This window comes from Kitasatospora sp. NPDC057738 (genome assembly GCF_042798815.1).
Lineage (GTDB): Bacteria > Actinomycetota > Actinomycetes > Streptomycetales > Streptomycetaceae > Kitasatospora > Kitasatospora lactacystinica.
In genome coordinates this window covers 19,761-32,212 of record NZ_JBHVJT010000074.1, presented here as the reverse complement: position 1 = coordinate 32,212, position 12,452 = coordinate 19,761, and the positions used below count along the sequence as shown (strand labels likewise).

Here is a 12,452-nt window from a genome sequence, read left to right as displayed (position 1 = left end):
GGGGGGTGGGGGGGAGGGAGGGGGGGGTGGGGGGGTTGGGGGGGGGGGGGGGTGCTGGGGAGGGGGGGTGGGGGGGGGGGGGGGGGGGGGCCAAAAGGGTGGGGGGGACCCGCCCCGGCCGCACGACCGCTCCGCCCCACCGGACGGAGCAGCCCCACCAGCCACAACAGCCGTACGTCGCCAGTCGGAGGCAGACCTTGATCCCGTTGTCGTTCGCCCAGCAGCGGCTCTGGTTCATCGAACAGTTCGAGGGACCGAGCGCCCTCTACAACACTCCGTTCGCCCTCCGGTTGACCGGCGGGCTCGACGCCGCCGCCCTCGAAGGGGCGCTCGGCGACGTGGTGGACCGGCACGAGGTGCTGCGCACCGTCTTCCCCACCACCGACGGCCAGCCCCACCAGCACATCCTCGCCGAGGGGCGCCCGCCGCTGCACCGGGTGCCGGTCGCCGACGAGGCCGAGCTGCACGCGCTGATGCACGAGGCCGCCGGGCAGGTCTTCGACCTCGCGGCCGACCTGCCGGTCCGGGCCTGGCTGTACGCCCTGCCCGCGCCGGACGAGCACGTCCTGCTGCTGCTGACGCACCACATCGCCAGCGACGGCTGGTCGGTCGGCCCGCTCTTCCGCGACCTCGCCGAGGCGTACCGGGCCCGCCTGGCCGGCACCGGGCCGCAGTGGGAGCCGCTGCCGGTGCAGTACGCCGACTACACCCTCTGGCAGCGCGAGCTGCTCGGCGAGGAGGACGATCCGGAGAGCGTCGTCTCCCTTCAACTCGCCCACTGGCAGCAGGAGTTGTCCGGCCTGCCGGAGGAGCTGGCACTCCCGTACGACCGTCCGCGCCCGGGCCGGCCGAGCCGCCGCGGCGGCGCCGCCGACTTCGAGCTCGACGCCGAACTGCACGGCGCGCTCACCGAGTTGGCCTCGGGTCGGCACGCCAGCCTGTTCATGGCACTGCAGGCCGCGGTCGCCACCCTCTACACCCGTCTCGGCGCCGGCACCGACCTGCCGCTCGGCACCCCCGTCGCCGGCCGCACCGACGAGGCCCTCGACGACCTGGTCGGCTTCTTCGTCAACACCCTGCTGCTGCGCACCGACACCTCCGGCGACCCGAGCTTCCACGAGCTGCTCGACCGGGTCCGGCGCGCCAACCTCGACGCCTACGACCACCAGGACATCCCCTTCGAGCGCCTGGTCGAACACCTCAACCCCACCCGCACCCCCGCCCGCCACCCGCTCTTCCAGACCGTCGTCACCCTGAACGCGGAGCGGGCCGACGACCTCGCCTTCGGCGCCGCGACGGGCACCCCGGTCGAGGTCGGCGAGGCGCAGGCCCAGTTCGACCTCAACTTCAACTTCGTCGAGCGGCTCGCCCCCGACGGCACCTGCCTGGGCGTGCGCGCCGCCGTCGACTACGCCGCCGACCTCTTCGACCACTCCACCGCCGTCTCCCTCGCCGAACGGCTGGTGCGCGTGCTGCGCGCCGCCGCGGCCGCCCCGGACGCGCCGATCGGCGGCATCGAGATCCTCGACCCGGCCGAGCGCGAGCAGCTGCTCACCGGCTGGAACGGGCCGGCCGCGCCGGTCGACGAGCGGAGCCTGCCCCGGCTGTTCGAGGCCCGGGCCGCCGCCACCCCCGACGCCCTCGCCCTGGTCTCCGACACCGAGCGGCTCGACTACACCGAGCTGAACGACCGCGCCAACCGGCTCGCCGCCCTGCTGCTGGAGCGCGGCCTGACCACCGAACAGCCGGTCGCGGTCCTGATGGAGCGCTCCGCCGGACTGCTCACCGCCGTCCTCGCCATCGCCAAGGCCGGCGGCACCTACGTCCCGCTGGACGACCGCTACCCGCTGGACCGCCTCCAGCACATCCTCGCCGACACCCGTACCGGCCTGCTCCTCGTCGACCCCGCCCACCAGGGCCACCCGGTGCTCGCCACCGAGGGCTTCGCCACCGTCGAGGTCACCGCGGCGCTGCTCGCCGAGGCCCCCGCGGCGGGCAACCCGACCGTGCCGGTCCTGCCCGGCCAGCTGGTCTACGTGATGTACACCTCGGGCTCGACCGGGGTGCCCAAGGGCGTCGCCGTCACCCACCGCAACGTGGTCGACCTGCTGGGCAACCCGCACTTCCGGGCCGGGCACCACGAGCGCGTGCTGCTGCACTCGCCCACCGCCTTCGACGCCTCCACCACCGAGATCTGGGCGCCGCTGGTCACCGGCGGGGCGATCGTCCTCGCCGACCCCGGCGAGCTGGACATCCGCCGCCTCGCCGAGACCATCACCACCCACGAGGTGACCCTGGTCCAGGCCCCGTCCGGCCTGCTGCGGCTGATGGCCGACGAGAACCCGGCCGCCTTCCGCAACGTCCGGCAGGTGTGGACCGGCGGCGACGTCGTCCCGCCGGAGTCCGTGCGCCGGCTCCACCGGGCCTGCCCGGACACCGACGTGGTCGCGGTGTACGCGCCCACCGAGACCACCGCCATCAAGACCACCTTCACCATGAGCCCGGGCGGGCCCGTCCCCGCCGTGGTCCCGATCGGTCGCCCGCTGAACAACACCCGGCCGTACGTGCTGGACACCGCGCTGCGGCCGGTGCCGGCCGGCGTGGCCGGCGAGCTGTACCTCGCCGGGGCCGGCCTGGCCCGCGGCTACGTCGGCCGCCCCGGCCTGACCTCCGAGCGCTTCACGGCCTGCCCGTTCGGCGAGCCCGGCAGCCGGATGTACCGCACCGGCGACCTGGTCCGCTGGACCGCCGACGGCGTCCTGGAGTTCCTCGGCCGGGCCGACGACCAGGTGAAGATCCGCGGCTTCCGGATCGAACTCGGCGAGGTGGAGGGCGCGTTCACCGCCCTCCCGGCCGTCGGCCAGGCCTTCGCCGTGGTCCGCGAGGACCAGCCGGGCGACAAGCGCCTGGTGGTGTACGCCACCGGCGAGGGCGATCCCGCCGAGCTGCGCGCCGCCGTCGCCGACAGCCTGCCCAGCTACATGCTCCCGGCCGCCGTGGTCGTCCTCGACGCCCTCCCGGTGACCGCCAACGGCAAGGTCGACCGCCGCGCGCTGCCCGCCCCCGACTGGACCGGGACCGGCGAGGGCCGCGCCCCGCGCACCGACACCGAGCGGGCGCTGTGCGAACTGTTCACCGACGTCCTCGGGTTGGACCGGATCGGGATCGACGACAGCTTCTTCGACCTGGGCGGCCACTCGCTGCTCGCCACCAAGCTGGTCAGCCGCGTCCGTACCGCGCTCGGCGCCGAACTGCCCGTCCGGGCCCTGTTCGACGCCCCCAGCGTGGCCGCGCTGGCCGCCGTCCTGCCCGCCCCGGGCGCCGCCCGTCCGGCCCTGCGGCCGGTCGAGCGGCCCGAGCGCGTCCCGCTCTCCCCGGCGCAGCGACGCCTCTGGTTCATCGACCAGTTCGAGGGCCCGAGCGCGCTCTACAACACCCCGTGCGCGGTCCGGCTGACCGGCCCGGTCGACGCCGACGCGCTCCGCACGGCCCTGGCGGACGTGCTCGACCGCCACGAGGTGCTGCGCACCGTCTACCCGACCACCGACGGGCAGCCGCACCAGCTGCTCCTGGACGCCCCCGAACTCCCCCTGCACACCGTGCCGGTGGACGGCGAGGAGGAGCTCGCGCGGGCGCTGGCCGAGGCCGGGTCGCAGGTCTTCGACCTCGCCCGCGACCTGCCGGTGCGCGCCACCCTGCTCTCGCTGCCCGGCGAGGAGCACGTCCTGCTGGTGCTGATGCACCACATCGCCACCGACGGCTGGTCCGTGGTCCCGCTGCTGCGCGACCTCGCCGAGGCGTACGGGGCCCGCCTCGCCGGCACCGCCCCCGACTGGCGGCCGCTCGCGGTCCAGTACGCCGACTACACCCTGTGGCAGCACGAGCTGCTCGGCACCGACGAGCGGCCCAGCGCCCTGCTGACCGAGCAACTCGCCTACTGGCAGAGCACGTTGGCCGACCTCCCGGAGGAGTTGACGCTCCCCTTCGACCGCCACCGCCCCGCTGCCCCCAGCCGCCGGGGCGCCGCGGTGGAACTCCGGACGGACGCCGCACTGCACGCCTCCCTGGCCGAGTTGGCGCAGCGGAGCCGGGCCAGCGTGTTCATGGTGATGCAGGCCGCGCTGGCCACCACCCTCAGCCGGATCGGCGCGGGCACCGACCTGCCGATCGGCACCGTGGTGGCCGGGCGCACCGACGAGGCGCTGGAGGACCTGGTCGGGTTCTTCGTCAACACCCTGGTGCTGCGCACCGACACCTCCGGCGACCCGAGCTTCCGGGAACTGGTGGAGCGCGTCCGGGTCGCCACCCTGGACGCCTTCGAGCACCAGGACGTGCCCTTCGAGCGGCTGGTCGAGCTGCTCAACCCGGTGCGCTCGACCGCCCGCCACCCGCTGTGCCAGGTGATGCTGACCTCCGGCGGCGAGGCCGGGGGGATCAGCCTCGGCGGCCTGCCCGGCCGGGTCGAGCAACTGGACTCCGACCTCGCCAAGTTCGACCTGACCTTCGCCTTCAGCGAGAGCTTCGACGCGGACGGCGCGCCCGCCGGGCTGGGCCTGACGCTGGAGTACGCCGTCGACCTGTTCGACCGGTCCACCGCCGAGGCGACGGCCGCCCGCTTCGAGCGCGTCCTGCGCGCGGTGCTGGCCGACCCGGAGCAGTCCGTGGGCCGGGTCGAGGTGCTGGCGCCCGAGGAGCGCGAGCAGCTGCTCACCGGCTGGAACGACACCCGGGAGGACCTCCCGCCCGGCACCTTCCCGGCGCTCTTCGAGGCGCGGGCCGCCGCCCGCCCGGACGCCGTCGCGCTCTCCTTCGGCACCGAGCAGGTCACGTACGGCGAACTCAACGAGCGCGCCAACCGCTTCGCCCGGCTGCTGATCGAGCACGGCGCGGGCCCCGAGCGGTTCGTCGCGATCGCCCTGGAACGCTCGATCGAGCTGATCGTCGCCCAGCTCGCCGTGCTCAAGGCCGGCGCGGTCTTCCAGCCGCTGGACCCGCGCTACCCGGCCGACCGGATCGCCTACATGCTGGACGACGCCCGGCCCGCGCTGGTCCTCACCAGCAAGGCGCTGGCCGACGGCCTGCTCGCCGACAGCACCGTCCCGCGGCTGCTGATCGAGGACCTGGACGCCTCCGGCCACCCGGCGCACGACCTCACCGGCACCGCGATCACCCCGCACTCGGCCGCGTACGTCATCTACACCTCGGGCTCCACCGGCCGCCCCAAGGGCGTGGTGGTCACCCACACCGGCCTCGCCGCCATGGTGGAGGGCCAGCGCCGGGGCCTGGCCGTCACCCCCGACAGCCGGGTGCTGCTGTTCGCCTCGCCGTCCTTCGACGCGGCCGTCTGGGAGCTGGGCATGGCCCTGCTCACCGGCGCCCGGGCCGTCCTCGGCGACGCCGACCAACTGCTGCCCGGCCCCTCGCTGACCGACCTGATCGCCGAACAGGGCGTCACCCACCTGACCCTGCCGCCGACCGCGCTCGCCGTGCTGGCCCCGGACGCGCTGCCGCGGGGCGGAACCCTGGTGGTCGCCGGCGAGGCCTGCCCGCCCGACCTGGTCGAGCACTGGTCGGCCCGGCTGCGGATGGTCAACGCCTACGGCCCGACCGAGTCGACCGTCTGCGCCAGCATGAGCAGCCCGCTCAGCGGCCGGACCGCCCCGCCGATGGGCCGGCCCGTGCCGGACACCCGGCTCTACGTCCTGGACGCGGCACTCCAGCCCGTCCCGGCCGGGGTCGAGGGCGAGCTGTACATCGCGGGCGCCGGCCTGGCCCGCGGCTACCTCAACCGGCCGGGCCAGAGCGCCGAGCGCTTCGTCGCCGACCCGTACGGCACCCCCGGCAGCCGGATGTACCGCTCGGGCGACCTGGTCCGCCGCCAGGCCGACGGCACCCTGGAGTACCTGGGCCGCACCGACCACCAGGTCAAGATCCGCGGCTTCCGGATCGAGCCCGGCGAGATCGAGGCCGTGCTCGCCCGGCACCCCTCCCTCGCCCAGGCGTTCGTGCTGGTCCGGGAGGACCGCCCGGGCGACCGCCGGCTGGTCGGCTACGCCGTCGCCCGCCCCGGGCACGCGGTCGACCAGGCCGCCCTGCGGGCCCACGTCGGCGCGACCCTGCCGGACTACATGGTGCCCTCGGCGATCGTCGCCCTGGACGCCCTGCCGCTGACCGCCAACGGCAAGGTCGACCGCAAGGCCCTGCCGGCCCCCGACACCGCCTGGCTCGGCTCCGGGCGGGCGCCCGCGACGCCCCGGGAGGAACTGCTCTGCGGCCTGTTCGCCGATCTGCTCGGGCTGGAGAAGGTCGGCGTGGACGACAACTTCTTCGAGCTGGGCGGGCACTCGCTGCTGGCCAGCCGGCTGGTCGCGGGCCTGCGCGAACTGGTCGGCGAGGGCGAGGAGATCGGCGTCCGCACACTGTTCGAGGCACCGACCGTCGCCCGGCTGGCCGAGCGGCTCGCCCAGGGCCCGGCCGCCGAGAGCTTCCCCGTCCTGCTGCCGATCCGCACCCGCGGCTCGCGCCCGCCGCTGTTCTGCGTCCACCCGGCCGCCGGCATCAGCTGGGTCTACACCGGCCTGCTGCGCCACCTCGACGCCGAGCAGCCGATCTACGGACTCCAGGCCCCCGGCCTGGCCGACCCGACCGCGCACCCGGCCTCGGTCGAGGAGCTGGCCCGCACCTACCTGGCGCAGATCCGCTCCGTGCGCCCCGAGGGCCCGTACGCCCTGCTCGGCTGGTCCTTCGGCGGGGCCGTCGCCCACGCGATCGCCGCGCTGCTGCGCGAACAGGGCGAGGAGGTCCGGCTGCTGGCCCTGCTGGACGCCTACCCGGGCACCGGCGAGCCGGGGCCCGAGCAGTGGCGGGACGACCCGGCGCAGCTCGCGGTGATCCTCGACTCGCTCGGCCACCCGGCCGGGGAGATCACCGCCTGGCCCGCGGACGAGGACGGCTACGCCGCGCTCGTCCGGGGCGACGAGGGCCCGCTCGCCGGCCTCAGCGGCGCCGGGGTGGCCCGGGTGGTCTCGGTCTTCCAGTCCAACGCCGAGCTGTCCCACGAACTCCCGCTGCCCGGCTACGACGGCGACGCGGTGTTCTTCACCGCCGCCAAGGACCGGCCGGCCGACGCCCCCGACCCGGAGAGCTGGCGCCCGCACCTGGGCGGTCGGCTCGACGTCCACGAGGTGCCGAGCACCCACGGCGCGATGACGGGCTCCGAAGCGCTCGCCGTCATCGGCCCGGTGCTCGCCGCCCACCTGACTCCCTGACCCGCCCGCACCACCGACTCGACACCCCTACCGACCGCAGGCGACCGACCTGCGCACACCACGCGGGCCGCACCCGGCCCGCCCACGGAGAAACGGACACCACCATGACCACTGCGGCCATCCCCGACACCTGGCGTGGCATCACCCCGTCGCCGATCACCTCGACCGACGCCTACAACGGCTTCATCGCCGCCAACGTGATCTTCGCGCTGGACCGGATCGGCCTGCTGGAGACGATCGGGCGCGGCGAGCCGCTCTCGGCCGCCGAGGCCACCGCCCGGGCCGGCGACACCGCCCGCACCGAGGCCGTGCTGCGCGCCGCCGCCGACTACGGCTACCTCAAGGCCGACGGCGACGCCTACCTGCCCACCGAGGCGGGCCTGGAGATCGCCGCCGCGCGCGGCTACTTCACCTGGGCCGTCGGCGGCTACCACGACGTGTTCGGCCGCGCCGGCCACCTGAGCGCCGGCACCCACCGCTACGACCAGGACGTCTTCCGCGACGAGGCGATGGTCGCCCTCGGCTCCGCCCAGTGCGACCAGTCGCTGTTCGCCGCGCAGCTGACCGACGTGCTCAGCGGCATCGACTTCCGCACCATCGCCGACCTGGGCTCCGGCACCTCCGCCCGGGTGCGCCGCGTGGTCTCGCAGCGCGAGGGCACCCGGGGCCTGGGCATCGACATCAGCCGCCCGGCCACCGACATCGCCCGCCGCGACATCATCGAGGCCGGCATGCAGGACCGGGTCACCGCCGTCCGCGCGGACGTCCTGGGCCTGCTCGGCACCCAGATCGACAACGACGCCGAGGCCGCCGAGGTGGCCGAGGTCGACACCGTGATCAGCTTCTTCCTGCTGCACGACCTGCTGGCCGACCCGGCCACCCGCTCCTCGATCTTCACCCGGATGCGGGAGGCCTTCCCGAAGGCCCGCACCTTCGTCCTCGGCGACACCATGCTGCGCGACCCGGGCACCTCCGACGGCGCCCAGCCGGTCTTCTCGGTCGGCTTCGAGCTGGCGCACGCGATGATGGGCGTCCCGCTGCACACCAAGGCCACCTACGAGACCCTCTTCACCGACGCCGGCCTGCGGATCGACCGCGTCGAGGCGCTGGCCACCCCGCACTCCTGGCTCTACGTCCTCCAGGCCGACTGATGGCCGCCCCGTCGACCGCCAGACACCTGCTGGCACAGAACGAGCACCCGTACCCGCCGCTGCCGTCGGTGCTGGCCGCGCTGGCCGAGGCCAGTGCCGACCTGCACCGCTACCCGGACTTCCGGCCGGAGCGGATCGCCGGGATCGTCGCCGACTGGCAGGGCGTCCCGGCCGGCCAGGTCGTGGTCGGCCACGGCTCGGCGGGCGTGGCGCTGGACCTCTTCCACACGGTGGTCGAGCCCGGCGACAACGTGGTGCACTCGGATCCCTGCTTCGACGCGTACCCGCTGTTCTGCGAGATCGCCCGGGCCGAGGCCCGGCCGGTCCCGCTCGGCCCCGACGCCCGGCACGACCTGGCGGCGATGGCCGAGCGGATGGACGAGCGCACCCGGATCGTCGTGCTGTGCAACCCGCACAACCCGACCGGCACGGTCTACTCCTGGGCCGAGCTGACGGAGTTCTTCCGTCGGGTGCCGTCCACCGCGCTGATCCTGCTCGACGAGGCCTACGTCGACTTCGCCCGGGACTGGCAGGCCCCGGAGGTGCCGGCCCGGATCGCCGAGTGGCCGAACCTGGTGGTGCTGCGCACCCTGTCCAAGTCCCACGGCATCGCCGCGCTGCGGATCGGCTACGCGCTGGCGGAGGAGTCGGTGGCCCGGCGGGTGCGGGACCACCAGGTGCCGTACGCGGTGAACCGGCTCCAGGAGGCGGGCCTGCTCGCGGCCGTCGCCGCCGAGGACGAGATGGCGCGCCGGATCGCCGAGATCGCCGCGGAGCGGGAGCGCACCGAGGCCGAACTGCTGCGGCTCGGCTGGACGGTGGCACCCAGCGTCACCAACTTCCTGTGGGTCGACGCCCCCGGCGACCAGCTCCCGCTGCGCGCGGAGCTGGAGCGCCTGGGCGTCGCCGTCCGGTACTACCCCGGCCGGGGCATCCGGGTCGCCATCGGCGAGAAGGACGCCAACGACGCGGTGATCGAGGGTTTCGCCGCCGTCGCACCGCTCGCCCCGGCCCACCCCGTCGCACCCTGAACCACCCGGCGCCCTGAGCACCCCGCGTGCGTCAGGGCGCACCCCGGGCACCCGGGGCGCCGGCGGGCGCCCCGGCACCGGCGCACCACCGCACGGCCCTGTTCCACCGCACGGCCCTGTTCCACCGCACCACCGCACAGCCCCCGCACCACCCCGTTCCACCGCACACCCCCGCGCACCCCCGCACACCCCGAAGCGCCGTCGGCGCAGCGAAGGAACCGCCATGCACCCGCTGTTGGCCCGCCCGGAGTTCCGGCGCTACCTCGCCGGGCAGACCCTGTCCGTCCTCGGTGACAGCGCCCTCTCCATCGCCCTCGGCATCTGGGCCAAGGTGCTGACCGGCAGCAACTCCGCCGCCGGTCTGGTGCTGTTCTGCTTCTCCGCGCCCCTGCTGCTGCTGCCGCTCGGCGGCCTGCTCGCCGACCGGGTCCGGCGCAAGCCGCTGCTGGTCGGGGTCAACCTGGCGGTGGCGGTGTCACTGCTGCCGCTGCTGCTGGTCGACGGCCGGGACACGGTCTGGATCATCTACTGCACCGCCACGGTCTGCGGTCTGGCCGGGGCCGTCCTGGCCCCGGCGCAGAGCGCGCTGCTGCGCAGCATCCTGACGGAGCGCCAGGACTTCGGCGCGGCGGCCGGACTGACCCAGAGCGCCCGGGCCGGCACCACGCTGGTGGCGCCGCTGCTCGGCTCCGGGCTCTACGGCTGGTTCGGCGGGCACGTGGTGGCCGTGGCCGACCTCGTCGTGCTGCTGCTGGCGGCACTGAGCTTCCTCACCCTGCGGGTGGCGGAGGTCAAGCCGGAGCCCTCGGGCCTGCGTTGGCGCACCGAGGTGCTGGCGGGCTTCGTCCACCTGCGCGGCTCGGTCGGACTGCGGCCGCTGGTGGTGGCCACCGCCGGCGCCGGCTTCGTGCTGAGCCTGCTCCAGCCGGTGCTGTTCGCGCTGACCCAGCACGGGCTGCACCGCTCGCCGCAGTTCCTCGGCGTCCTGGAGACCACCGAGGCGGTCGGCGCGCTGGTCGGCTCGGTGGTCGGCGGCCTGCTGATCGGCCGGCTCGGACCGCGCCGGACGGTCATGGCGGGATCGGCGGTGTTCGGCCTCGGCATCGTCCTGCTGCTGGCCCCGTCGCTGTACGTGGTGTCGGCCGGCCTGGTGATCGCGGGCGCGGGCATCCCGGCCGCCCTGGTCGGGCTCGCCACCGCCGCCCAGGCGTCCACCCCGCCGCAGCTGATGGGGCGCGCCCAGGCGGCCGTCAACCTCTCGCTCACCGCGCCGCAGGCGCTGGCCGTGGGCGTCGGCTCCGGTCTGGTGGCCGCCCTGGACTTCCGGGTGGTGCTGGGCGTGATGGTGGTCGGCGCGCTGCTCGCGGCCGCCCACCTGATCGGCAAGCCGGAGGCCCCGACGGAGCCGCCGGAGCCCGAGGACGCGTCCGAGGGCGACGGCCCGGCCGAGCCGGAGGACGCCAAGGACCTCCAGCCCACCTGACCGGCCCCGGCCGGCCCACCGGCCCGCCCGCCCGGACTCCGCACCACGTGAACGTCCGCACCACCCGAACACCCGCACCACCGCCGCTCGCACCCGCACCGCCGAGCACGTCCGATCGCCCCTCAGCACCCTCCCGTTCCTCCTCACGAGAGAGCTCCTCAGATGACCGACCGTTCCTCGCCCGCCGTCACCCCGATCCCCGTCGAGCTGGACCACGTCGAGTTCTACGTGGCCGACCTGGGCGCCGAGACCGCCAAGCTGACCACGGAGTACGGTTTCGAGCTGCTCGTCCCGCCGACCGAGCGCGGCGACGGCGCCGAGCGCTGCCTGTCCGCGCTGGTCGGCCAGTCCGGCATCCGGCTGCTGATCACCCAGCCGCTGGCCGCCGGCCACCCCGCCACCGGCTACCTGGAGCGCCACGGCGACGGCGTGGGCGCCCTCGGCCTGCGGGTGCCGGACGCCACCGACGCGTTCCGCACGCTGACCGCCCGCGGCGCCGTCGCCCTGCGCGAGCCGCAGGCCGCGGACGGCTGCGTCACCGCGGTGGTCGACGCCTTCGGCGACGTGGTGCACACCCTGGTCGAGCGCGGCCCCGAGGTCCCCGCCGGCCGCATCCCCGGCCTGCCGGACCCGGCCGCGCTCACCGGCGAGGGCGAGGTCGGCCTGCGCTCCGTCGACCACTTCGCGGTCCTGATCCCGTTCGGCGAGCTGCGCAAGACCGAGCACCGCTACCGCGAGGTCTTCGGCTTCCGGACGATCTTCGAGGAGCGGGTCGAGGTCGGCACGCTCGGCATGGACTCGGCCGTCGTGCAGAGCGCCGACCGCAGCGTCACCCTCACCCTGATCGAGCCGCTCACCGCGGACGCGGGCGGCCAGATCGCCTCCTTCCTGGCCGGCCACGGCGGCGCCGGGGTCCAGCACGTCGCCTTCGCCGCCGAGGACGCGGTGCACTCCGTCGCCACCATGGCCGAGCGCGGCGTGCCGTTCCTGCGCACCCCGCAGACCTACTACGACGCGCTGCCCGACCGCCTGACGCCGCTGCGGCACTCCTTCGAGCAGCTGCGCGAGCTGAACCTGCTGGTCGACCAGGACCACGACGGCCAGCTGTTCCAGATCTTCACCCGCTCCCAGCACCCGCGGAACACCTACTTCTTCGAGGTGATCGAGCGCATCCGGGCCCGCAACTTCGGCAGCAACAACATCCGCGCCCTCTACGAGGCCGTGGAGCTGCAGCGCAACGCCGGCGAAGTGGCCGGATGAGCGCGTCCGTCCGAAGCGTTCCACCGGCCGGCCCGGCCGCCGGGCGCCCGGTGCTGTCCGTCGCGGAGTACGCCGACCGGGCCCGGGCCGCGCTCGCGCCCGAGGTCTGGGAGTGGCTGGAGGGCGGCGCGGAACGCGAACTGACCCTCGCCGCCAACCGGGCCGCCTTCGACCGGGTGGGCCTGGTGCCCCGGGTGCTGACCGACGTCAGCACCCAGGGCCCCCCCACCCCCCCCGTGCGGAACCAAGCGGCCCTTCC

At 75.1% G+C, this 12,452-nt stretch carries 6 protein-coding genes; all 6 read left to right on the top strand.

Going from position 1 to position 12,452, the window contains the following annotated elements; genetic code table 11:
- Positions 1-197 precede the first annotated feature (197 nt).
- On the top strand, positions 198-7,268 hold the full coding sequence (locus ACFVGO_RS31470; protein WP_380635414.1) for an amino acid adenylation domain-containing protein: 7,071 nt from the start codon (positions 198-200) through the stop codon (positions 7,266-7,268).
- A gap of 104 nt (positions 7,269-7,372) precedes the next feature.
- Positions 7,373-8,419 (top strand): class I SAM-dependent methyltransferase, encoded by a 1,047-nt coding sequence (locus tag ACFVGO_RS31465; RefSeq protein ID WP_359909568.1) that lies wholly within the window; start codon positions 7,373-7,375, stop codon positions 8,417-8,419.
- On the top strand, positions 8,419-9,450 hold the full coding sequence (locus tag ACFVGO_RS31460) for an aminotransferase class I/II-fold pyridoxal phosphate-dependent enzyme (RefSeq protein ID WP_359909565.1): 1,032 nt from the start codon (positions 8,419-8,421) through the stop codon (positions 9,448-9,450). Before ACFVGO_RS31465 ends, ACFVGO_RS31460 begins: the two co-directional genes overlap by 1 nt.
- A 223-nt stretch (positions 9,451-9,673) precedes the next feature.
- The gene (locus tag ACFVGO_RS31455; RefSeq protein ID WP_359909563.1) at positions 9,674-10,933 is read left to right on the top strand and encodes an MFS transporter; all 1,260 of its coding nucleotides are present in this window, start codon (positions 9,674-9,676) and stop codon (positions 10,931-10,933) included.
- 162 nt (positions 10,934-11,095) lie between these two features.
- The gene (gene hppD / locus ACFVGO_RS31450) at positions 11,096-12,193 is read left to right on the top strand and encodes a 4-hydroxyphenylpyruvate dioxygenase (RefSeq protein WP_359909560.1); all 1,098 of its coding nucleotides are present in this window, start codon (positions 11,096-11,098) and stop codon (positions 12,191-12,193) included.
- The coding region (locus ACFVGO_RS31445; RefSeq protein ID WP_380635410.1) for an alpha-hydroxy-acid oxidizing protein at positions 12,190-12,452 on the top strand (263 nt) is incomplete at its 3' end. The genes hppD and ACFVGO_RS31445, both read left to right, overlap by 4 nt.

Excerpts from the sequence above, each read along its gene's own strand:
- ACFVGO_RS31455 (WP_359909563.1), top strand. The coding sequence starts at position 9,674 with ATGCACCCGCTGTTGGCCCGCCCGGAGTTCCGGCGCTACCTCGCCGGG.
- hppD (WP_359909560.1), top strand. The coding sequence starts at position 11,096 with ATGACCGACCGTTCCTCGCCCGCCGTCACCCCGATCCCCGTCGAGCTG.
- ACFVGO_RS31465 (WP_359909568.1), top strand. The coding sequence starts at position 7,373 with ATGACCACTGCGGCCATCCCCGACACCTGGCGTGGCATCACCCCGTCG.
- ACFVGO_RS31460 (WP_359909565.1), top strand. The coding sequence starts at position 8,419 with ATGGCCGCCCCGTCGACCGCCAGACACCTGCTGGCACAGAACGAGCAC.